This window comes from Bacillus sp. K2I17, assembly GCF_002209985.1.
GTDB classification, from domain to species: Bacteria; Bacillota; Bacilli; order Bacillales; family Bacillaceae_G; genus Bacillus_A; species Bacillus_A wiedmannii.
The window spans coordinates 13,397-37,332 of record NZ_NJGF01000026.1 but is presented as its reverse complement, the minus strand read 5'-3'; the positions used below and the strand labels follow the sequence as shown (position 1 = coordinate 37,332).

The 23,936-nt window shown below is 37.5% G+C and carries 24 protein-coding genes and 2 other annotated features; all 24 genes read left to right on the top strand.

Annotated features, from left to right (window positions below):
• Positions 1–20: 20 nt before the first annotated feature.
• Positions 21–1,010: a porphobilinogen synthase gene (gene hemB / locus CER22_RS23175; RefSeq protein ID WP_088064512.1), complete on the top strand. Its 990-nt coding sequence runs from the start codon at positions 21–23 to the stop codon at positions 1,008–1,010.
• Positions 1,010–2,299, top strand: a complete 1,290-nt coding sequence (hemL, locus tag CER22_RS23170; RefSeq protein ID WP_088609690.1) for a glutamate-1-semialdehyde 2,1-aminomutase — start codon at positions 1,010–1,012, stop codon at positions 2,297–2,299. Before hemB ends, hemL begins: the two co-directional genes overlap by 1 nt.
• 109 nt (positions 2,300–2,408) lie before the next feature.
• Entirely contained in the window at positions 2,409–3,386 is a 978-nt protein-coding gene (gene spoVID / locus CER22_RS23165; RefSeq protein ID WP_048541357.1) for a stage VI sporulation protein D, read from the top strand.
• 62 nt (positions 3,387–3,448) lie between these two features.
• Positions 3,449–4,474, top strand: a complete 1,026-nt coding sequence (ysxE, locus tag CER22_RS23160) for a spore coat protein YsxE (protein WP_088064510.1) — start codon at positions 3,449–3,451, stop codon at positions 4,472–4,474.
• Between the two features lie 158 nt (positions 4,475–4,632).
• Positions 4,633–4,865: a binding site (T-box leader), on the top strand.
• A 37-nt stretch (positions 4,866–4,902) separates the two neighbouring features.
• Positions 4,903–7,548 carry a valine--tRNA ligase gene (locus tag CER22_RS23155; RefSeq protein WP_088609689.1) on the top strand — a complete coding sequence of 882 codons (2,646 nt, stop codon included), beginning with the start codon at positions 4,903–4,905 and terminating at the stop codon, positions 7,546–7,548.
• 91 nt (positions 7,549–7,639) lie between these two features.
• The gene (locus CER22_RS23150) at positions 7,640–8,941 is read left to right on the top strand and encodes a bifunctional folylpolyglutamate synthase/dihydrofolate synthase (protein ID WP_088609688.1); all 1,302 of its coding nucleotides are present in this window, start codon (positions 7,640–7,642) and stop codon (positions 8,939–8,941) included.
• Positions 8,942–9,106: 165 nt separating this feature from the next.
• Positions 9,107–10,069: a stage II sporulation protein B gene (locus tag CER22_RS23145; RefSeq protein ID WP_088609687.1), complete on the top strand. Its 963-nt coding sequence runs from the start codon at positions 9,107–9,109 to the stop codon at positions 10,067–10,069.
• A 221-nt stretch (positions 10,070–10,290) separates the two neighbouring features.
• Positions 10,291–10,866, top strand: a complete 576-nt coding sequence (locus CER22_RS23140) for a Maf family protein (RefSeq protein WP_088609686.1) — start codon at positions 10,291–10,293, stop codon at positions 10,864–10,866.
• 47 nt (positions 10,867–10,913) lie between these two features.
• Positions 10,914–11,591 carry a DNA repair protein RadC gene (radC, locus tag CER22_RS23135; protein ID WP_046958808.1) on the top strand — a complete coding sequence of 226 codons (678 nt, stop codon included), beginning with the start codon at positions 10,914–10,916 and terminating at the stop codon, positions 11,589–11,591.
• A gap of 157 nt (positions 11,592–11,748) precedes the next feature.
• Entirely contained in the window at positions 11,749–12,768 is a 1,020-nt protein-coding gene (mreB, locus tag CER22_RS23130) for a cell shape-determining protein MreB (protein ID WP_000466737.1), read from the top strand.
• A 41-nt stretch (positions 12,769–12,809) separates the two neighbouring features.
• Positions 12,810–13,661, top strand: coding sequence for a rod shape-determining protein MreC (mreC, locus tag CER22_RS23125; RefSeq protein ID WP_088609685.1), 852 nt, complete (start codon positions 12,810–12,812; stop codon positions 13,659–13,661).
• Positions 13,662–13,675: 14 nt separating this feature from the next.
• Positions 13,676–14,221, top strand: a complete 546-nt coding sequence (gene mreD, locus CER22_RS23120) for a rod shape-determining protein MreD (RefSeq protein WP_088609684.1) — start codon at positions 13,676–13,678, stop codon at positions 14,219–14,221.
• Positions 14,222–14,256: 35 nt separating this feature from the next.
• Complete coding sequence (gene minC / locus CER22_RS23115; protein ID WP_000391511.1) at positions 14,257–14,943, top strand: septum site-determining protein MinC; 687 nt, start codon at positions 14,257–14,259, stop codon at positions 14,941–14,943.
• Positions 14,944–14,945: 2 nt separating this feature from the next.
• Positions 14,946–15,743, top strand: a complete 798-nt coding sequence (gene minD / locus CER22_RS23110; RefSeq protein WP_000503312.1) for a septum site-determining protein MinD — start codon at positions 14,946–14,948, stop codon at positions 15,741–15,743.
• Between the two features lie 133 nt (positions 15,744–15,876).
• On the top strand, positions 15,877–16,623 hold the full coding sequence (spoIVFA, locus tag CER22_RS23105; protein ID WP_088064478.1) for a stage IV sporulation protein SpoIVFA: 747 nt from the start codon (positions 15,877–15,879) through the stop codon (positions 16,621–16,623).
• A complete protein-coding gene (gene spoIVFB, locus CER22_RS23100; RefSeq protein WP_088064477.1) occupies positions 16,616–17,476 on the top strand; it encodes a stage IV sporulation intramembrane metalloprotease SpoIVFB in 861 nt (286 codons plus the stop codon). The genes spoIVFA and spoIVFB overlap by 8 nt, the downstream gene beginning before the upstream one ends.
• A gap of 67 nt (positions 17,477–17,543) precedes the next feature.
• Complete coding sequence (locus CER22_RS23095) at positions 17,544–18,932, top strand: Rne/Rng family ribonuclease (protein WP_088609683.1); 1,389 nt, start codon at positions 17,544–17,546, stop codon at positions 18,930–18,932.
• A 77-nt stretch (positions 18,933–19,009) separates the two neighbouring features.
• Positions 19,010–19,087: a sequence feature (ribosomal protein L21 leader region), on the top strand.
• Between the two features lie 14 nt (positions 19,088–19,101).
• Positions 19,102–19,410: a 50S ribosomal protein L21 gene (gene rplU / locus CER22_RS23090; RefSeq protein WP_000270907.1), complete on the top strand. Its 309-nt coding sequence runs from the start codon at positions 19,102–19,104 to the stop codon at positions 19,408–19,410.
• 11 nt (positions 19,411–19,421) lie between these two features.
• Positions 19,422–19,766, top strand: a complete 345-nt coding sequence (locus tag CER22_RS23085) for a ribosomal-processing cysteine protease Prp (protein ID WP_002001054.1) — start codon at positions 19,422–19,424, stop codon at positions 19,764–19,766.
• A 3-nt stretch (positions 19,767–19,769) separates the two neighbouring features.
• Entirely contained in the window at positions 19,770–20,060 is a 291-nt protein-coding gene (gene rpmA / locus CER22_RS23080) for a 50S ribosomal protein L27 (RefSeq protein WP_000944957.1), read from the top strand.
• A gap of 63 nt (positions 20,061–20,123) precedes the next feature.
• Positions 20,124–20,672, top strand: a complete 549-nt coding sequence (locus CER22_RS23075; RefSeq protein ID WP_001003578.1) for a sporulation initiation phosphotransferase B — start codon at positions 20,124–20,126, stop codon at positions 20,670–20,672.
• On the top strand, positions 20,672–21,955 hold the full coding sequence (gene obgE / locus CER22_RS23070; RefSeq protein ID WP_000497119.1) for a GTPase ObgE: 1,284 nt from the start codon (positions 20,672–20,674) through the stop codon (positions 21,953–21,955). Before CER22_RS23075 ends, obgE begins: the two co-directional genes overlap by 1 nt.
• Positions 21,956–22,092: 137 nt before the next feature.
• Entirely contained in the window at positions 22,093–22,800 is a 708-nt protein-coding gene (locus tag CER22_RS23065) for a response regulator transcription factor (RefSeq protein WP_088609682.1), read from the top strand.
• Positions 22,790–23,872, top strand: a complete 1,083-nt coding sequence (locus CER22_RS23060; RefSeq protein ID WP_088609681.1) for a HAMP domain-containing histidine kinase — start codon at positions 22,790–22,792, stop codon at positions 23,870–23,872. Before CER22_RS23065 ends, CER22_RS23060 begins: the two co-directional genes overlap by 11 nt.
• Positions 23,873–23,936 lie beyond the last annotated feature (64 nt).

Genomic DNA, 23,936 nt, shown 5'->3' with positions numbered 1-23,936 from the left:
AAGAATGGGGATAGAAATCTATGAACTCTTTACAATTTAATCGTCATCGTCGCTTAAGACAAAGCGGTAATATGCGTGCGCTTGTGCGTGAAACGTTTTTACATACGGAAGATTTTATTTACCCTATTTTTGTATTAGAAGGAGAAAATGTTCGTAATGAAGTGCCTTCTATGCCAGGCGTATATCAAATATCTTTAGATTTATTGCAAGCTGAAATGCAAGAGGTTGTTGATTTAGGTATTCGTTCTGTTATTGTATTTGGTTTACCTGCTGAAAAAGATGAAGTTGGATCATCAGCATATTGTGATCATGGAATTGTGCAACGTGCAATTAAGCAAATTAAAGGTGAATTCCCTGAGCTAGTAGTAGTTGCAGATACATGTTTATGTCAATTCACAAGCCATGGTCATTGCGGTGTAATTGAAGATGGTATTATTTTAAATGACGAGTCTCTTGCAGTTCTTGCGAAAACAGCTGTAAGCCAAGCGAAAGCAGGAGCGGACATTATTGCGCCATCAAACATGATGGACGGATTCGTAACAGCAATTCGCCATGCATTAGATGAAAATGGTTTTGGACACGTACCAGTAATGTCGTACGCTGTGAAATATTCATCAGCATTTTACGGACCATTCCGTGATGCGGCGCACGGTGCTCCGCAATTTGGTGATCGTAAAACATATCAAATGGATCCAGCGAACCGTATGGAAGCATTCCGTGAAGCAGAATCAGATGTAATGGAAGGGGCAGATTTCTTAATTGTAAAGCCAGCTCTTTCTTACTTAGATATCGTTCGTGATGTGAAAAATAACTTTAATTTACCAGTCGTTGCTTATAACGTAAGTGGTGAATATTCGATGATTAAAGCAGCAGCGCAAAATGGTTGGATTAATGAAAAAGAAGTTGTACTTGAAAAATTAATTAGCATGAAACGTGCAGGAGCAGATTTAATTATTACGTATCATGCAAAAGATGCAGCAAGATGGTTACAAGAAGGAGGCGCTAAATAATGAAAAAGTTTGATAAGTCGATTGCGGCGTTTGAAGAGGCGCAAGATTTAATGCCTGGTGGCGTAAATAGCCCCGTTCGTGCTTTTAAGTCTGTTGGTATGAATCCGTTGTTTATGGAGAGCGGAAAAGGCTCTAAAGTATATGATATCGATGGAAATGAATACATCGATTACGTATTATCATGGGGTCCTTTAATTCATGGTCATGCGAATGATCGTGTTGTTGAAGCTTTAAAATCTGTTGCTGAAAGAGGAACAAGCTTCGGTGCCCCAACGGAAATTGAGAATAAATTAGCGAAACTTGTTATTGAGCGCGTACCATCAATTGAGATTGTACGTATGGTTAACTCTGGAACAGAAGCGACAATGAGTGCGCTACGTTTAGCTCGTGGTTATACAGGACGTAATAAAATTTTGAAATTCATCGGTTGTTACCACGGTCATGGTGATTCGTTATTAATTAAAGCCGGTTCTGGTGTGGCGACGCTAGGTTTACCAGATAGCCCAGGTGTACCAGAAGGTGTAGCGAAAAATACGATTACCGTAGCGTATAACGATTTAGAAAGTGTGAAATACGCTTTCGAACAATTTGGTGATGATATTGCTTGTATAATTGTAGAACCAGTAGCAGGAAATATGGGGGTTGTTCCTCCGCAACCAGGATTTTTAGAAGGTCTTCGTGAAGTAACAGAGCAAAATGGTGCATTGCTTATTTTTGATGAAGTCATGACAGGATTCCGAGTTGCTTATAATTGCGGACAAGGTTATTACGGTGTAACACCTGATTTAACTTGTTTAGGTAAAGTAATCGGTGGTGGCTTACCAGTAGGAGCATACGGTGGTAAAGCAGAAATTATGCGCCAAGTTGCACCGAGCGGACCGATTTACCAAGCAGGTACTTTATCAGGTAACCCACTTGCAATGGCAGCAGGTTATGAAACGTTAGTACAGTTAACGCCAGAATCATATGTAGAATTTGAGCGTAAAGCTGAAATGTTAGAAGCTGGTTTACGTAAAGCGGCTGAAAAACATGGCATTCCGCATCATATTAACCGTGCGGGTTCTATGATTGGTATCTTCTTTACAGATGAACAAGTTATTAATTACGATGCAGCAAAATCTTCAAACTTAGAATTCTTTGCGGCTTACTATCGTGAAATGGTAGAACAAGGTGTATTCTTGCCACCATCTCAATTCGAAGGTCTATTCTTATCGACAGCACATAGTGATGCAGATATTGAAGCGACGATTGCAGCAGCTGAAATTGCAATGTCAAAATTAAAAGCTTAATTGTTGAAAGAAAATCGCTCTCCATAAGGGGAGCGATTTTTTTTATTCATAAAGTCAGCTTTCCATACATAAATCTGTAATGACATATAGTTTGGGAGGGGGAAAAGAAGTGGCAACAGATCATTCATTACGTTTTTCATTAAAAGAATCTGTTTGGTTCCAAAAAGGACAGGAAGTCGAAGAACTTTTGTCAATTTCGTTAGATCCAGACGTTGAGATAGAAGAGCTTGATCATGAAGTTATCGTGAGAGGGCAATTAGATTTAACGGGAGAGTATGTTGCGCGGCAAGATGATTCGGCTTATTCATTAAGAGATTTATCGCCAGCGAAGTCGATTGATTATGTAGAAACAAGGGAAGATGGGGTTAATGAACTTGTTCATTCCTTTCCGCTTGAAATATCAATTCCGAGAAACCGTGTGAAAGTAATTGAAGAACTATATGTATCTATTGAGGAATTTGATTATGAATTAAAGGAAAATGGTTGCTTACAATTATTAGCGGATATATCTATCACTGGTTTATGTGATGAAGAAAGAATCGAGGATGAAGAGGAAGAAACAGCGTATGCTGAGTTAGAGGCTGATTCCGCACAAGAAGATGAAAATAGACCCGCCATGCACGTAGAAGAACCAGTCTATAAGGAATCAGATGAGTGGGAAGATTACGCATTTGAACCGTTTCAACTAGAGGAAAGAAAAGAGCAGGAAGTAGAGGAAGAGGAAATAGAAGAACATGAATTTGTGGAGCGTGAAGAGGAGAAAGAATCAACGCCACAATTTGAATTGTTCGGAAGAAAAGATTTCAAGAAAGAAAAAGCGAAAAAACAAGAAGAGCAAGAAGAAGAAACGTATTCACAGCGAGATGAAAATGCACTTTATTTAACGAAAATATTTACGAAAGAACCGGAAGAAGAATTTACAAAGTTAAGAATGTATTTCGTGCAAGAAGGGGATACAATCGAATCTGTTGCAGACCGTTATGAAACGTCTGTACAAAACTTATATCGTGTCAATCAAACAGAAGATATATATTTAACTGCGGGACAAATTATTTATATTCCTGTTTCAAGGGCAAAAGCGAAATAAGTGAGTGTTTTCACTCACTTATTTTCCTAAAGGCAATGTTTTGAATAGAAAGGGTTATTCGTATGGATATTGAATTACGAAATCGCTATGAACCCATTGTAAGGCAATATAGATTGGATACACAGCATATGGAAGAGCACGGAAGTGTAACGAAAATTTACACGAATCAAGGTCCGTATGCGCTCAAGAAAATAGAAGACGGGAAGTTAGAGAGGAATAACTTTTTGCACCATATTCAATATTTGAAGGAGAACGGTTTTTCAAATTATGTACCTATATACCATGCGACGGATGGAAATTATATTTTAAGTGACGGGACGTATAATTATTATTTAATGCCTTGGTTAGAACGTGCGGAAGGCAACGGCGAGGATAATGATCAATACCATAAAATGTTTCAAACTCTCGGGACGTTACATCAAAAAACGGTGAAAGAAGAAACGTATACAGAAGAAGATTTAGAAAAACATTATACAAATATATCCGATCGCTGGGAGAATGATGGTGAGATGTTAGAAGAGTTTCTCGTAGAATCTGAAGCGAAGTGGTATATGTCTCCGTTTGAATTGCAATATTGTACGTACTATCATCATGTAATGAGGGCGCGTGAGTTTGCAATGAAGCAATTAACTGAGTGGAACGATGCGATGAAAGAAAAAGAAAAAACACGTATTACTTTTGTACATGGTAACGTATCGCTTAATCATTTCTTATTTGATTATGAACGGAATGGCTATTTTATTAGTTTAGAAAAATCTAAGTTTGCCACACCGGTGCAAGATATAGTAGGGTTTTATTCTCGGTCTTTAAATACGTATCCAATTGCGCGAAGTGATCGGTTTGAATGGTATCAAATGTACCAAAAAAATTTCCCTTTTACGAAAGAAGAGCAACTACTCATGTTTGCATATATGACGTATCCATCGCAATTTATTCGGCAAATCCAGTCTTATAAGAAAAGAAGAGAGAGTCGCAATGAGGAAAATGAACTGCTCGGAGTAAAGAGCTTACAACAATCGCATTGGCTCGTTAGCAATATAGAATATTTCCTTTCGCAATTACAAGCTGCTCAGCAAGGGAGCGGATAAAGTGATGGGGTCTTACTGCCCGCAAATAGCGGGAGAAAGAAGATAAGTAGAGGATGCTACTTATCTTCTTTTTTTGCCCAAAAAGCCGTAGTATTAAATTTATCTTGACGAATAGGGTTTCGTTTTTTACACTATTGTATATAATAATTAACAATCATATAAATGCCTTGAAGGGGAAGAGTATAACAAGAAACGTCTTCAGAGAGGAGAATCATTAGCTGGGAGATTCTCTAGATAGTTATGTTAGAAGGTAGCCCTGGAGCATCTTTTCTGAACGGAATAGTTCTCATTAGGAAAAGACGGATTTGTCCGTTATCAAATTAAGAGTATAAGCAAATTCCTGAATTTGTTTGTAAATAAAGGTGGTACCGCGATGTCCCTCGTCCTTTTTGGATGAGGGGCATTTTTTATTTTAAGGAGGGAAAATAATGTCAAACACGGAAAAGAATTTACCAACTAAATATGATCATATGTCCGTTGAAGAAGGCCTTTATCAATGGTGGCTTGAAGGCAAATATTTCGAAGCAACAGGAGATGAGGAGAAACAACCATACACAATTGTAATTCCACCTCCGAACGTAACTGGTAAGTTACACTTAGGTCATGCTTGGGATACAACTCTTCAAGATATTTTAACTCGTACGAAGCGTATGCAAGGTTACGATGTATTATGGCTTCCAGGAATGGACCATGCGGGTATCGCAACACAAGCGAAAGTAGAAGGGAAACTTCGTGAAGAAGGTATTTCACGTTACGATCTTGGCCGTGAGAAATTCCTTGAAAAAGCTTGGGAATGGAAAGAGGAATACGCGTCTCACATTCGTCAACAATGGGGGAAAGTTGGTTTAGGATTAGACTATTCTCGTGAACGTTTCACATTAGACGAAGGTTTATCTGATGCGGTTAATAAAGTATTCGTTCAATTATACGAAAAAGGCTTAATTTACCGCGGTGAATATATTATCAACTGGGACCCAGCAACACGCACAGCTCTTTCTGATATTGAAGTAATTCATAAAGAAGTTCAAGGTGCATTCTACCATATGAACTATCCGTTAACAGATGGTTCTGGTCATATTCGTCTTGCTACTACTCGTCCAGAAACGATGCTTGGTGATACAGCAGTAGCAGTTCATCCAGAAGACGATCGTTACAAACATTTAATCGGGAAAACAGTTACACTTCCAATCGTAGGCCGTGAGATTCCGATTATTGCTGATGAGTACGTAGAAAAAGATTTCGGAACAGGCGTTGTAAAAATTACACCAGCTCATGACCCGAATGACTTTGAAGTAGGTAACCGTCATGACTTACCACGTATCTTAGTAATGAACGAAGATGGATCAATGAACGAAAAAGCTGGTAAGTATAACGGTATGGATCGTTTCGAATGCCGTAAAGCGTTAGTGAAGGACTTACAAGAAGCGGGCGTATTAGTAGAAATCGAGCCTCATATGCATTCAGTAGGTCATAGTGAGCGTAGTGGTGCAGTTGTTGAGCCTTACTTATCAACACAATGGTTCGTAAAAATGGCTCCACTTGCTGAGAAGGCAGTAGAGCTTCAACAAAAAGAAGAAGAGAAAGTAACGTTCGTACCAGAACGTTTTGAAAACACATACTTACGCTGGATGGAAAACATTCACGACTGGTGTATTTCTCGTCAATTATGGTGGGGACACCGTATTCCAGCTTGGTATCATAAAGAAACTGGTGAAGTATACGTAGGTACAGATGCACCAGCAGATATTGAAAACTGGAATCAAGATAACGACGTACTTGATACATGGTTCAGTTCAGCGTTATGGCCGTTCTCAACACTTGGTTGGCCTAATGAAGATGCAGCAGACTTTAAACGTTATTATTCAACAGATGCATTAGTAACGGGGTATGACATCATCTTCTTCTGGGTATCTCGTATGATTTTCCAAGGTTTAGAGTTTACAGGCGAGCGTCCATTTAAAGATGTATTAATTCACGGTTTAGTTCGTGATGAGCAAGGACGTAAAATGAGTAAATCTCTTGGTAACGGTATTGATCCAATGGATGTTATCGAGAAGTACGGTGCAGATGCAATGCGCTATTTCTTATCAACAGGAAGCGCACCAGGTCAAGATTTACGTTTCAGTATGGAAAAAGTAGAGTCTACTTGGAACTTCATTAATAAAATTTGGAACGCATCACGTTTCGTATTAATGAACATGGATGATATGAAGTATGAAGAAATCGATTTAACTGGTGAAAAATCAGTTGCGGATAAGTGGATTTTAACTCGCTTAAACGAAACAATCGAAAGCGTAACGCGTAACATGGATAAATATGAGTTCGGTGAAGCTGGTCGTTCATTATACAACTTCATTTGGGACGATTTCTGTGACTGGTACATTGAAATGGCGAAACTTCCACTATACGGTGAAGATGAAGCAGCTAAGAAAACAACTCGTTCTATTTTAGCTTACGTATTAGACCAAACAATGCGTCTATTACACCCATTCATGCCATTCGTAACAGAGAAGATTTGGCAACATTTACCGCATGAAGGCGAATCTATTACAGTAGCAGCATGGCCAACAGTTCGTGAAGATTTGCAAGATACAGAAGCTGCGGCAGAAATGCACCTTCTAGTTGATATCATTCGCTCTGTTCGTAACATCCGTGCAGAAGTTAATACGCCAATGAGCAAAAAAGTTCAAATGCAAATTAAAGCAAAAGATGAGGCTGTACTTGCTCAACTTACGAAAAACAGCTCTTACATTGAGCGTTTCTGTAACCCAAGCGAATTAATAATTCAAACGGATTTACAAGCACCAGAAAAAGCAATGACTGCAATCGTATCAGGTGCAGAGTTATTCTTACCGTTAGCTGATCTTATCAATCTTGATGAAGAGAGAGCACGTCTTGAGAAAGAATTTGAGAAGTTCGACAAAGAAGTAGAACGTGTACAGAAGAAACTTTCAAACCAAGGTTTCGTAGCGAAAGCTCCTGCAGCAGTTATTGACGGAGAGCGTGCGAAAGAGCAAGACTACCTAGAAAAACGTGAAGCAGTTCGCCAACGTCTGGCAGATCTTGAAAAGTAAAATATTTTTTAGAGGCTCACTATATTGGTGAGTCTCTTTTCTTTGCGTATAATAGGAGTATGAAGGTTGTCTTTTGAAAGGGGAAGCATACGTGATACATACATACGAAGAAGCGATAGGGTGGATTCATAGCCGATTGAAGTTTGGTATTAAACCGGGATTAGAAAGAATGAAATGGATGCTAGAAGAGCTCGGAAATCCAGAGCGTCACATAAAATGTGTTCATCTTGCTGGTACAAATGGAAAAGGTTCAACGTTAACATATATGCGCTACATGTTAGAAGATGCAAAATATAAGGTAGGAACATTTACCTCTCCATATATTGAAACATTTAACGAACGTATTAGTGTGAACGGGACACCAATTGCAGATGAAGAGATTACTGAACTTGTAAAGATGGTAAAGCCAGTCGTTGAAAAACTAGATGGGACGGATTTAGGGGAAGCGACTGAGTTTGAAATTATTACTGTTATGGCAATTTGTTATTTCGGTAAAGTTAATTTCTGTGATGTTGTTTTATTTGAAACAGGGCTTGGAGGACGCTTTGATTCTACGAATGTTATTCATCCTGTTCTCACGATTATTACAAATATCGGCCACGATCATATGCATATTTTAGGGAATACACTAGGAGAAATTGCATATGAAAAGGCGGGGATTATTAAGTCTGGTGTTCCGGTTATTACTGGTGTACAAGATGAGGAAGCATTGCAAGTCATTCAAAAAGTTGCAAAGGAAAATCATGCAAACTTATACGAGATGGGCAAGCATTTTACAGCGTTACATAAACAGTCTGGCGAAGATGGAGAACGGTTCGATTTCACTTGTCCTTTCGCCACTTTTGAAGATGTGCGAATCTCAATGAAAGGTGTTCACCAAGTAGGAAACGCAGCACTTGCACTTATGGCAGTCATGTATGTCAAAACATACTTATCATTTTTAATTGAGGAAGTAGAAATAAGAACTGGATTACAGGAAGCGTATTGGATTGGTCGATTTGAAAAACTGCAAAGCAATCCAGATATTATTATAGATGGTGCCCATAACCCAGAAGGTATCGAAAGTCTTGTGAAAACAGTAGAATCACATTACAAAGATAAAAATGTAATAGTTTTATTTACTGCCCTAGGTGATAAACAATTGCATAATATGGTAGATCAATTAGAAACCATTGCCGATGAAATTATTTTTACAACATTCGCCTTTGATCGTGCTATTTCTGCTGACAAGCTTGCATCGTATTCAAAGAAAGAGTCAAAACTAGTTTTTGAAAATTGGAAAGAGGCGATTGATACGAAGGTTGAAATGATTGGAGAAAATGATGTTTTTATCATAACAGGTTCTCTTTATTTCATTTCGGAAGTTCGAAAATATATTCGCGAGAAAAACTAGATAGTCTTTGCTATCTAGTTTTTTTGTTCTACAAATGAAGTCAAATGCATACATATAAGATAAATATATAGGGTTATTTGGCGAATTCCTCTGACAAATATCTCGTTTTTTTGTGAAATCAATATGATATGATGCGGACAATGATAAGAGGTGAGGTGTGAGTGTATGGACAAGCAATCACGAACGATCTCAGTGAAAGTGAATGGAACAGAAGCGAAGTATGAGGAGAAGAAGAAAGATGAATTTGAATGGATGGTAGTAGAAAGTGAAAGACCGAAAAACGTTGTTCCGTTTCAAAAAGCGAAATTGGTGTCTAAGGAAAAAAAACGAAAGAAGTGGAGCAATACGTTAATTGCAATCGTTGCCACTGCGATTGTTATTGGTACGGCTTTTGGGATGGGAATGCTACAGTTACTTAAAGGACAAGGTGCGACAGGGGGAAGCGAAGTAACAGCTTCGAAGCAGATGCGAAATGAAGAATCAAAGGTGGGCGGAACGGCAGAACAAACACCGGCACCAAAAGAGGAAAAACAAAAAGCACAGACAGGAACGTCATTAAATCCAATGAAATTATTTTTTGTGCAAGGAGGGATTTATTCTTCCGAAGAAAAGGGACAGGCCGCTCTTGAAGAGTGGAAAGGTAATGGAGGCGTTGCAGCTTTAAAACCGAGCGGTGATAAGTATGCATTAGTTGTTGGTATTGCTAGCGATGAACAAGGCATAAATCAATTAATGACGCAGTATAAAAATGATAATGTCTCCGTATTGAAAAAGAACTGGGATATAACAGATAAAGCGTTACTTAAAGATGATAAAGAAGTTGGGGCATTTTTAACAAAAGTACAGCCATTATATACTCATTTAGCAAAATATGCTTCCAGCGTACAAGCTAGTGGAAAAAGTAATGCGAAAGATATAGGGGCGATTGAAAAAGAGTGGAAAGCGATTGAAAAAGAAGGGAAAAGTATGAAGCAAGAAGAAGCGAAGAAATTGTATATGTATACGTCAGTAGCTGTGCAAACAGTGAAGGACGGAAAAGATGATAAGGAATCTTTGGCGAAACTAAATCAAGTTATTATTGATGGTATGCTTTCGTATGAAAAAATTGTTTCACAAAAGGCGAAATAATAGGATAATGAAATGACGAAGGAAGAAGTGTAGGTGCTTCTTTCTTTTCTTTTGAATTTATAGTAAAGTGCTTTCTCTATGGCAGAAATATAATTGTATGTTAGTAAAGAGGTATTATTTTATATAGAGAAGATAATATTTCTTTCATTTGTGGACAAACTATTCCTTTGATACGATTGTTGTAAATGATTCTGCTTCATGTGAGAAAGGAAGGAGAAAATATGAAAAAAATTATTTTAGCTTCAGGGTCACCTCGCAGGAAGGAATTACTTGAGTTAGCTGGTGTGCCATTTGAAATTATTGTAAGTGAAGTAGAAGAAAAGATTGGTGCGTATTCCTCACCTTCTGATATTGTTATGTCACTTGCTTTGCAAAAAGCATCTGCGGTAGCAGAAACGAATAGTGATCACATTGTGTTAGGTGCAGACACAATTGTTACATATGAGTCGCGTATACTTGGAAAGCCTTCTAATGAGGCTGAGGCGAAAGAAATGTTGCAATTATTATCAGGGAAAACACATGAGGTGTATACGGGTGTTGCAATTATAGCGAAAGACAAAACAGTCACTTTTTACGAGCGTACAGAAGTTACGTTTTGGGAATTAACAAAAGAAGAAATTGACGCATATGTTGCATCGAAAGAGCCTCTTGATAAAGCAGGAAGTTATGGGATTCAAGGTAAAGGGTCTATTTTTGTTCAACATATTCAAGGGGACTACTATAGTGTAGTCGGGTTACCAATTTCCCGTCTTGTTCGGGAATTAAAACAATTCAATATTGATGTAACCCATGCGTAAAATTGCATGGGATTTTCTTTGAGAGAACAAATAAAAGGGGTGGAGAAATGAACGGTATTCGTGATGTTGTCAAAGAAGAACAGCCACGGGAGCGTTTATTGTTAGAAGGAGCTGGAAGTTTATCGAATCGGGAGCTTCTTGCAGTGTTACTCAGAACAGGTTCTAAAGAAGAAACAGTTTTAAAGTTATCAGATAAAATTTTACATCACTTTGACGGTTTACGTATGTTGAAAGATGCAACGTTAGAAGAGCTTGTCAGTATACATGGTGTTGGGATTGCAAAGGCAGCCCAGCTTATAGCTGCTTTTGAACTCGGTAGAAGAATGGTACGTTTAGAATATCAAAATAGATATAGCATTCGAAGCCCAGAAGATTGTGCGAGATATATGATGGAAGAAATGCGCTTCCTGCAGCAGGAGCATTTTGTATGTTTATATTTGAACACAAAAAATCAAGTTATACATAGGCAAACGGTTTTCATTGGAAGTTTAAACACATCAATTGTACATCCAAGAGAAGTTTTTAAAGAAGCGTTCCGCCGCGCGGCAGCCTCTATCATATGTCTTCATAACCACCCTTCAGGAGACCCCACGCCGAGCCGAGAGGATATTGAAGTAACGAAACGCTTAGTAGAATGCGGCCAGATTATAGGAATTGAAGTGCTTGACCATATTATAATAGGCGACCATAAATTCGTGAGTTTAAAGGAAAAAGGTCATATTTAAGACTATGCTTTTTACTTATTTTGTTTTATAATGTGATTTATGAGTTTTTTGTAGAAATTTATCTACAAAAAGGATAAAGATATAAAAAACGTACTGTTTTTATAATATAAATTAAGAAAAAATGAGTCCGTGAAAACAAGAAAGGAAGATAAATAATATGTTTGGATTTGGTGGATTTACTCGCGATCTTGGAATAGATTTAGGAACTGCGAACACGCTTGTATATGTAAAAGGAAAAGGTGTAGTTTTACGTGAACCTTCAGTAGTAGCGTTACAAACTGATACGAAACAAATCGTTGCTGTAGGTAGCGATGCAAAACAAATGATTGGTCGTACACCAGGAAACGTTGTGGCACTTCGCCCGATGAAAGACGGTGTAATTGCTGATTACGAAACGACAGCAACAATGATGAAATATTACATTCAACAAGCTCAAAAATCAAATGGATTTTTCTCACGTAAACCATACGTAATGGTATGTGTACCATCTGGTATTACAGCTGTCGAAAGACGTGCAGTAATTGACGCGACTCGTCAAGCTGGTGCTCGTGATGCTTATCCAATTGAAGAACCATTTGCAGCAGCAATTGGTGCAAACTTACCTGTTTGGGAACCAACTGGTAGCATGGTTGTTGATATCGGTGGCGGTACAACAGAAGTTGCAATTATTTCTTTAGGTGGTATTGTAACAAGTCAATCAGTTCGTGTTGCTGGTGATGATATGGACGATTCAATCATTCAGTACATTAAGAAAAGCTACAACTTAATGATTGGTGAAAGAACAGCTGAAGCATTGAAATTAGAAATCGGTTCTGCAGGCGAGCCAGAAGGTATTGAGCCTATGGAAATTCGTGGTCGTGATTTAGTAAGTGGTTTACCAAAAACAGTACTAATTCAACCAGAAGAAATTGCAGATGCATTAAAAGATACAGTAGATGCAATTGTAGAATCTGTTAAAAATACGTTAGAGAAAACTCCACCTGAATTAGCGGCAGACATCATGGATCGTGGTATTGTATTAACAGGTGGCGGAGCATTACTACGTAACTTAGATAAAGTGATTAGTGAAGAAACAAATATGCCAGTTCTTGTTGCAGAAGATCCATTAGATTGCGTAGCAATTGGAACAGGTAAAGCATTAGACAATATCGATCTTTTCAAAACTGCTGCTCGATAATATTGCAAAATAAAAATCAATGAAATTAAGAGGGTGTGAACGTGCCACAGTTTTTCTTAAACAAAAGATTAATTGTTTTGTTAGTTAGTATTATTCTTCTCGTGGCATTGATTGGAATCTCATTGAAAGAACGGAACAGTTTAACATGGCCAGAGCAGTTTGTTAAAGACACTGTCGGTGTTGTAGAACGTGTATTCCAAAAGCCAGCGAAATACGTAGCTGGATTCTTCGAAAATGTAGAGGATGTAAAGCGCACGTATGAAGAGAATAAAGAATTAAAAGCAAAATTAGATAATTACGGAAAGTTATCAAGTCAAGTAAAACAATTAGAAGATGATAAAAAGAAGTTACAAGAGTTAACGGGGAAAAAAGAGTTGAATAGCGGTTATACTGAAATTCCAGCGACTGTCGTTTCTCGTAATCCAGATAAATGGTACGATTTAATTGGAATTGATAGAGGGGCACAGCAAGGAATTAAAAAGGATATGGCTGTAGTAACTTCACAAGGTTTAGTTGGACGAGTGAAAAGTGTATCCCAGTTTACATCATCAGTAGAATTGCTAAGCTCTATGAGCCGAACAAATCGTGTTTCTGCTATTGTACAAGGTGATGAGAAAATCTTTGGATTGATTGAAGGTTATGACAAAGAAAAGCACTTACTTCTTTTCACAAAGATTGGCTCTGATGCTCAGGTAGCGAAAGATCAATTAGTTGTAACATCTGGACTTGGTGATATTTTCCCGAAAGGTCTTGTAATTGGAACAATCGTTGATGTTCAGCCGGATCCATACGGCTTAACAAAAACAGCTTATGTAAAACCTGCCGCTGATTTGAATGACGTAGAGCATATTACGGTTGCGAAACGTGAAACGCCTTCAGCGCCATTAGAATAGGAGGGGGAGAAGAGATGATGAAGATTTTAAAAAGAGCAGCTCTTCCTCTTTTGCTCCTTTTTGTTTTTCTATTTGAAAATATGTTTGCTACTATTGTTCCAACAGAGGTTTTTTGGAAAAACAGTATAGCAGCACCTCATTTCTTTATAATTGTATTATGTTTTATTACTGTGTACTATAGTCCGGTCCAAGGGATTTACTACGGACTATTATTTGGGTTCTTATTTGATACCGTATACACAGAACTTGTCGGTATATATATTTTTGCGTATCCGATTTTAGCTTATTTAGTTTATAGTGTGATGAAGATACTACAATTGAATTTATTTATTGTTGCTTCTATTGTACTAGCTAGCATTGTAGCACTAGAGTATTATGTGTATGGATTTTTAACTTTGTTAGGACGTACTCATATGTCAGCGTATGTCTTTTTCACAGATCGTCTCCTGTCTACTGTATTGCTAAATGCAATTTTCTTATTGATAGTTTGTTTCCCACTGAGACGATATTTAGTGCGTCTTTCAAAAGCGATGGAAGAAAAAGAAAAAAGGATTTTCTAATTTTATGTCGAATTGAATCGGTGGGGTGAACTTTAGTGGAAGAAAAAAAGCAACAAAATGTAACAATAAAAGGGACAAAAGACGGAATAACGCTTCATTTAGATGATTGTTGTTCATTCTCTGAATTACTGGAGGAATTGGATGAAAAGCTTTCTACACATTACTATGATGGTGATGGGCGCTCGTTAATTGAAGTGCATGTGAAAGTGGGAAATCGTTATTTAACAGAAGTCCAACAAGAAGAGATTCGTACGTTAATTCGTAATAAAAAGAATCTTGTTGTGGATTCAATTGAAAGTGATGTTATAACGAAAGCAGAAGCAATAGCTTGGAAAGAAGAAACAGAAATTGTCCCTATTTCCAAAATTGTTCGCTCTGGACAAGTTTTACATGTAAAAGGAAATTTATTGTTAATTGGAGATGTTAATCCAGGCGGAACGGTTATCGCTGGGGGGAATATTTTTGTCGTAGGATCATTAAGAGGAATTGCGCATGCTGGTTACTATGGGGATTCGGATGCTGTAATCGCTGCATCTGATATGAACCCGATGCAACTTCGAATTAGTGATGTGGCAATGCGGGCTCCGGAAGAGAAAGAAGACGGAGCGGAGGCGGCAGAATGTGCGTATATTAATGAGAACAATCACATTGTTGTCGATCGACTGCAACTTCTCACTCATCTTAGACCTAATTTAACAAAGTTAGAAAGGGGAATTGTATAGCTGTGGGAGAGGCAATAGTAATTACATCTGGAAAAGGCGGAGTAGGTAAAACTACAACGTCTGCGAACATTGGTACAGCCCTGGCGTTATCTGGAAAGAAAGTGTGCTTAATTGACACAGATATCGGTCTTCGAAACTTAGACGTAGTAATGGGGCTGGAAAATCGTATTGTATTTGATCTTGTTGATGTCGTTGAAGGGCGTTGCCGTTTACCTCAGGCGCTTATTAAAGATAAGCGTTTTGATGATCTTTATTTATTACCTGCAGCACAAACGAGTGATAAATCAGCGGTAACACCTGAACAAATGGATGAATTAATACAAGTATTACGTCAAGATTATGATTACATATTAATTGATTGTCCTGCGGGGATTGAGCAGGGATTTAAAAATGCGGTAGCTGGTGCGGATAAAGCAATCGTTGTTACGACGCCAGAAGTATCCTCAATGCGCGATGCGGATCGTATTATCGGGCTTTTAGAAAAAGAGGATATTGAACCACCAAAACTTGTTATTAATCGTGTGCGTAGTCATATGCTTCATGAGCAGGATATGTTAGATGTTGATGAAATCGTACGTACATTGTCAATCGAGCTTCTTGGTGTTGTCGAGGATGATGATGAAGTTATTCGTGCTACAAATACAGGTGAACCTGTAGCGTTGCAACCGAGCGGAAAAGCAGCGTTAGCTTATCGTAATATTGCAAGACGCTTGTTGGGTGAGAATGTACCATTGCAAGCATTTGGACAAGAAAAGGTATCGGTATTTACAAAGATGAAAAACTTCTTTGGAATCCGTTAAAAGCACTTCGCACATATGCGAAGTGCTTTCTTTTTTCTTCACACGAATATCTTCCTTTCCTAGCTCATACATATGTACAAACTGTATACAACTGTTTCTATGTAAATTAGCTTAACGAAAGAAAGGAGACAGTATGAAGAATAGACGTGTAGAAGAAATTAAAAAACGGATTGCGAAAAGGAAGGCAGAGCAAGAAAGGATGGAGGAAGAGCAGTATTTTGCTGGAGGGAATTTTGATAGTGAAACAGTATTTATTGAAGAAGGAGAAAAGGAAATTCATCCTTTATTTCGAAAAGAAGTATTTTTCTTCAAATTTTTGTTATCAGCAATATTAGTTCTTTCTGTCGCTATTTTATATAAGAATGCACCCTCTTCTTTCGACGGTGCTAAAGCTGTTACAGAAAAAGTGATGAAAGAAGAATTTCAGTTTGCTACTGTAGCGAAATGGTACGAAAAGCAGTTTGGAAAACCACTCGTATTTTATTCACCTACTGAGAAAAAAGAAGGAACGATTCAGCAAAAAGATTATGCCATCCCTGCTTCTGGAAAGGTAATGCAAGGGTTTCAAAAAAATGGCCAAGGTGTATTTGTTCAAACAGCTACAAATGCAACTGTTGAGTCAGTGAATGAAGGGCTAGTTGTTTTTGCAGGTAAGAAAGAGGAACTTGGTAATACGGTTCAAATTCAGCATGCAGATGGAACAGAATCGTGGTATGCGAATTTAAATGACATGACAGTGAAATTATATGATTACGTTTCAAAGAAACAAAAAATTGGAACGGTGAATAATGATGCAAATAATAAAAATGGTAAGTTTTATTTCGCGATAAAAAAGAATGAAAAATTTATTGACCCGATTCAGGTGATTTCATTTGATTAAATATAGAGAAGTTTTAACGAAGATTTCAGTGCATCCGTTGTTTTGGGTTATTATTGTTATTGGTATTTTTACGGCTCGTTTTAAAGAGTTAATACTGTTATTTTGTATCGTTCTTATCCATGAACTTGGGCATGCCTTTGCGGCGGCACACTACAATTGGCGTATTAAAAAGATTCAACTTTTACCGTTTGGTGGTGTGGCTGAGCTTGAGGAACACGGGAATAAGTCATTGAAAGAGGAACTTGTTGTTGTAATTGCAGGGCCTATACAACATATTTGGATGATGGTGGTAGGTTATATAGTGTTTGAAGCTGGTTGGCTGGGTGCGGATTTATATTATTTCTTTATATGGAATAATATAATTATTTTAGCATTTAATTTACTACCTATTTGGCCGCTTGACGGTGGGAAAGTATTGTTTAACGTATTATCATATCGTTTTCCTTATTTACAAGCACATGAAAAGATGATGAAATTATCATGTGTTTTTTTTAGTGTAATACTAGTGTGGCAGTTACTTTGGAATAGTAACAATATTATGATGTGGGTACTACTCATATTTTTAGCGGTGTCGTTATATCAAGAGTGGAAACAAAGACAGTATTCTTTTATGCGTTTTTTATTGGAACGTTATTATGGGAACAAAAGAGGAATTGAAAAGATTGCACCTATTGAAGTGCAATCAGAAGATCATTTATATAAGATATTCACAAAATTTCGTAGAGGGTATAAGCACTCTATTATCGTCCATGGAAAATATAAAGAACATTACACATTGGATGAAAATGAATTACTCTATGCGTATTTTACTGAAAAACGAACAACTTCATCTGTTGAAGAATTAATCGGTTAGTGTTGACGATAGCACTAACCTTTTATTATTGTAAAAGCAAAGAAGATTATAAAGTGAGGAAAGAATTTTGAAAACGTTATATATGAACTATGCAGGATCGGAAAAACGCGTTGCAATTGAAGAGAAGAAAAAAATTGTTGAGTTTTTATGGAAACGAAATGAAGAACAAGAGATTGTTGGGCATATTTATGTTGGACGTATCGTAAGAACGATTGCTGGAATGAACGCAGCTTTTGTAAACATCGGTTTAGAAAAACATGCGTACCTTTCATACGATGATGTACCATCTTCTTATCGTATACATGAAGGGCAAGCGGTACTCGTGCAAGTTGTGAAAGAGGCAATTGATACGAAAGGGCCGAAATTGACGGCAAACATAGAATTTACCGGGAAATATGTCGTTTATATGCCATATGATGAAATGCGTGCGATTTCTCGAAAAATAAAAAATAATAAAAGAAGGCAACAGCTACTCCAAATTGAGGTAGAAGGGACAGGAGGTTATATTTTCCGCTCTGCTTCTGAAAAAGGAGAAATTGAAGAAATACAAGCTGAAATGCAAAGGTTACAGCAGTTATATGAAGAGCTAAAAAGAAAAGAGGGGCAAGGAAAGGCACCGTTACTACTTCATCGACCGGCGACCTTTTTAGATCGTGTATTCCAAGAGAATCCGATTGAAACGATTGAAAAAGTAGTTGTAGATACAAGAAGTATAGTAAAAGAATTAGAAGAAAAGGTCGGAAAAGAAAAAGTATCTTTTTATAATGAAAAATCTTCAATGTTTAACCATTTTGGAATAGAGCGTGAGATCGAGAAAGCACTTCAAAAAATTGTGTGGCTCCCGAATGGTGCTTATTTAATTGTGGAACAAATGGAGACGATGACTGTAATTGATGTGAATACGGGCAAGTTTACTGGAAAACAGAATTTACAAGATACAGTCCTTCGTACAAATGAAGTGGCAGCTGAAGAGATTGCACGTCAATTAAGACTGCGTGATATCGGTGGTATGATATTAATTGATTTTATTAATATGAAAAGAAGAGAAGATAAAGAAAAGGTAAGAGAATGTCTGATGGCTGCTATGCAAAATGATCGCACATATACAAGAGTGCTCGGTTTTACAGAGTTAGGGATTTTGGAGATGACACGTAAACGTAAGAAACATTCTTTACGCGACGTATTACTAGAAGAGTGTGTACCTTGCAAAGCGACGGGGTATGTAATGTCATATGAAACAATTGCGTATGAGTTAGAGAGAGAGCTAATCACATATGGAAATATAGAGGATGAGGCAGTATTAATCGCTGCGCCTAAAAATTTGCAAAAACAATTTTTGCAAAAAGAATTACAAAAAAATATTCCATTTGAAATTTATTTCAAAGATGATATGATCGAAAAGTACGCAATTATTCGTTTTGGAAGTAAAATAGAAATTGTAGAACGGAAAAAATAGTTAGCAGAACATTTATTGACAACCGTCTATGATTCATGATAACATCTTTATGTTATAGTTTATAGCACCTAAACGGCTATATGCTACAACCGCACAAGACAGGTTCCCTAAAGACATTTATGTCTACCTCGTTTTTGGCGAGTCTTAGTAATTAAGAGGAGGTGCAAGTATGTACGCAATTATCGAAACAGGTGGAAAACAAATTAAAGTTGAAGCTGGTCAAGCAATCTACATTGAAAAATTAGATGTTGAAGCTGGTGAAACTGTTACTTTTGACAAAGTTCTTTTCGTTGGTGGCGAAAACGTTAAAGTTGGTAGCCCAGTTGTAGAAGGTGCAACAGTTACTGCGAAAGTTGAAAAACAAGGTCGCGCTAAGAAAATCATCGTTTTCAAATACAAAGCGAAAAAGAACAATCGTAAGAAACAAGGTCATCGTCAACCTTACACTAAGCTAGTTGTTGAAGCTATCAACGCTTAATCCAGGTTAACATGATTAAAATTACGATAAGTCGCACGAAATTAGGAAGTATCCAATCATTTAAAATGACTGGACATGCCGATTATGCGCCACATGGACAAGATCTTGTCTGTGCTGGAACTACAGCGGTTGTGTTTGGTTCTATAAATGCAGTGGAAGAACTTTGTAATGTGCAGGCAACTATTGAACTCGGAAGTGATGGCGGATTCTTAACGTATGAATTGCCTAATGATTTAGACGTTCATACAGCAGAAAAAGCACAAACGCTTTTAGAAGGATTGGTTGTTTCGCTTAAGACGATCGAACTTGATTACGGAAAGTATATCCGTTTAATAGAAAAAGTGCAGGAGGTGTAACGTATGTTAAGATTAGATCTTCAGTTTTTCGCATCTAAGAAAGGTGTAGGTAGTACAAAGAACGGTCGTGACTCTCAGTCAAAACGTCTTGGTGCTAAACGCGCAGATGGTCAAACGGTTTCAGGTGGTTCAATTCTTTACCGTCAACGCGGTACAAAAATTTATCCAGGTGTTAACGTTGGTCGTGGTGGCGATGACACTTTATACGCGAAAGTTGACGGCGTAGTACGCTTTGAGCGTCTTGGCCGTGACCGCAAACAAGTGAGCGTATATCCTGTTGCTCAAGAAGCATAAGAACTCACGGAAAACTCTAACCTGAGTGCAGGTTAGAGTTTTTCTATATTAAGGGGTATCTAAATGAATGAAAAATGGACAATTATAGATGCATTGCGTCATTCAAGACATGATTGGCTCAATCGTATGCAGATGGTGAAAGGAAACCTTTCCCTTGGAAAAGTGGAAGAGATTCATAGTCTCATCGATCGTTTTGTCCAAGAAGCGAGACAAGAATCCAATCTGATAGGGCTATCAATGCCTTTATTTTCAGAGTGGATTTTAACATATAATTGGAAACAGCAGCCGTGCTTATTGGAGTACGAAGTATTAGGGAAATTACATAACTTATCTCACTTAGATGAGACTGTATGTATATGGACGAATCAATTTTTCTCAATACTTCAGCATAGTTTAGACGTATATGTTGAAAATTATGTTTGTATCACAATTGAATGTGACGCGGAGAATGCTCGTTTCTTTTTTGATTTTCGTGGTAAGCTAACGAGTGTAGAAGAACTACAGAATTGGCTTGCGAACCAAAACAATAAATGGTATTCCATTTCTTATACAGTACGAGACGAAGAAGTCTCAGTTATATTACAACCAATCGAAAAAAGTGTGGTGAAATAATGTTTGTAGATCAGGTCAAGATATATGTAAAAGGCGGCGACGGTGGTAACGGAATGGTTGCGTATCGTCGTGAGAAGTATGTACCTAAAGGTGGCCCAGCAGGTGGCGACGGTGGTAAAGGTGCAGATGTTGTTTTTGTTGTTGAGGAAGGCTTACGTACATTAATGGACTTCCGCTACCAACGTCATTTCAAAGCTGATCGTGGTCAGCATGGAATGAGTAAAGGTCAGCATGGTCGTAAATCTGAAGATTTAATCGTAAAGGTTCCACCGGGAACAATAGTAAAAGATGAAAAAACAGGTGAAATTCTTGCCGATTTAGTAACGCATGGACAAACAGCTGTAATCGCAAAGGGTGGCCGCGGTGGTCGTGGTAACTCACGTTTCGCAACACCGACGAACCCAGCGCCAGAAATCGCTGAGAACGGTGAACCAGGTCAAGAACGTGATGTCACGCTAGAACTTAAAGTGCTAGCAGATGTTGGACTTGTTGGATTCCCAAGTGTAGGTAAATCTACATTATTATCTGTTGTATCATCAGCGCGTCCGAAAATTGCAGAGTATCACTTTACAACAATCGTTCCGAATCTTGGTGTTGTTGAAACTGGTGATAACCGCAGCTTCGTTATGGCTGACCTTCCTGGACTAATTGAAGGTGCACATGCCGGCGTCGGACTTGGACACCAATTCTTACGTCATATTGAGCGTACACGTGTAATCGTGCACGTTATCGATATGTCTGGTTTAGAAGGCCGTGAGCCATATGAAGATTATGTAACAATCAATAGTGAACTAAAAGAATACAATATGCGTTTAACTGAGCGTCCACAAGTTGTTGTTGCAAACAAAATGGATATGCCAGGTGCAGAAGAAAACTTACAAGCATTTAAAGAAAAATTGGGAGACGAAGTGAAAATTTTCCCAATCTCAGCTGTAACGAAACAAGGTGTTCGTGACTTACTATTTGAAGTAGCGAACTTATTAGAAACAACACCAGAATTCCCAATGTACGATGATGTAGAAGAATCTGAAGCAAGTGTAATGTACAAATTTGAATCTGAATCTAATTTTGAAATTACACGCGAAAGTGATGGCACATTTGTTATTTCTGGTTATGATATTGAGAAAACATTCAAAATGACAGACTTCTCACGTGATGAATCTGTACGCCGATTTGCTCGTCAAATGCGTGGAATGGGTATTGATGAAGCCCTTCGTGCACGTGGTGCAGTAGACGGAGATATTGTAAAAATTCTTGAATATCAATTTGAATTTATCGATTAAGACTGCCGAAATATGGCAGTTTTTTTTTATTGTAAATGTCTGATTCATATAGGAAAAAATACCCACTAATTAAATTTTCAATTTATAATAGAACAAGGAGTGGCTTTGGAAGAATTTTTTATGGGGAGAAAACGGACATGTATAAAATATTAATTGTAGAAGACGATGAAAAAATAGCGGGAATATTAGAGGAGCATTTAGAAAGGTATGGCTATCAATCATTTAGAGCAAGTGATTTACGTCATATAAAAGATGAGTTCGTGAAAATAAATCCTCATCTCGTATTACTGGATATTAATTTACCATATTTTGATGGTTTTTATTGGTGTCGTCAAATTCGTACTATATCGAATGCGCCGATTATTTTTGTTTCTGCAAGAACAGGGGAAATGGATCAAGTAATGGCGATCGAGAATGGCGGAGATGATTACATTACGAAGCCATTCCATTTAGATATTGTAATGGCTAAGGTGAAAAGTGCACTTCGTCGTGGCTATGGTGAGTATGCCTCTGTTGCTGAGAGTGATTGTTTAGGTGTAAATGGACTGTTGTTATTTCCGTCCCAGCACATTGTTGAGTGGCAGGGGCAACAAACGGAGCTGACAAAAAATGAATTTTACTTATTAGAATGTTTAATGAAACAAGCAAATCAATATGTAACGCGTGAAGAACTGTTAGAAGCCCTGTGGGACGAGGTAGCTTTTGTTGATGATAATACATTAACCGTAAATGTAAAACGCGTAAGGAAGAAACTAGAGGAGCTAGGCATTCAAAATGCAATTGTAACGAAACGCGGATATGGTTATGCGCTTCTTACAGAGTGGGGCGAAGGGCATGAAGGTTAAAAATTACCTCATGGACCGTTTTTCTTTACTTCTTTCTTATATTATTAGCCTTTGTTTATTTGGGCTCGTTTTGCAGTTGCAAAGTCTTTTAGAAAAAAGATCCATTGATTGGAGTACGTGGTTATATGGGCTTTTATTAGGGACAGTTGTATTTACTGTATACCTCATTTACGATTATCGAAAACGAAGTGTATTTTTAAAAAGAATCGAAAAATATGTTGCTAGCGGAAATACATTACACGACTCTTTACTTATTGATACTTCTTATACGTCAGAGCAAGAGATGGTTGTTGAATCGTTTACGCTATTAAGACAGCAATATATGAATGAAGTTCATAAACAACATGCGAAAGAACAACAGCAAATGATATTTATGAACCAATGGATTCATCAAATGAAAACACCAGTATCGGTTATAGAATTGCTATTGCAAAAGTTTGGTAAAGAGCATCGTGAAGCAAGAGCAACAGTTGAAAGTATTCGTGAGGAAAATAATCGTATACTAAATGGTTTAGATTTAGCGTTACATATGGCAAGGTTAGAGCAATTTGCGAAAGATTATAAAGTAGAAGTAGTAAATGTGATAGATATCATCAGGGGTATTATTAATGAAAATCGAAAATCTTTCATTCAATCGTCGGTATTTCCGAAAGTAATGTTTGATGAAGATACTTGTATAGTTGCATCTGATAGAAAATGGCTCAGTATTGCTATAGGGCAAATTGTTGTAAATGCAATTAAGTATACGAAAATTTCAGAAGCAGAGAAAAAGGAAATTCAATTTCAAATTGAAGAGAAAGATCAAAAGGTGTTACTACATATTAAGGACAATGGAATTGGTATTCCAGAGCAAGATGTAAAACGTATATTTGATCCATTCTTTACGGGAATAAATGGCCGTAAAACGAGAGAAGCGACTGGAATGGGTTTATATATTACGAAGGAAATTTGCGATAATTTACATCATGGAATGTATGTGCAATCGGCTGAAGGGGAAGGGACAACATTCACGTTCCAATTTGCAAAAGATGAAGAATATCATACATTAATGAGAAAAATGACAAAACTGTAAGATAACAAAACGTTTTGTAAGGGAAATCACTCGTTTCTTTTTCTTATTTTTCTTATAGTAAGTG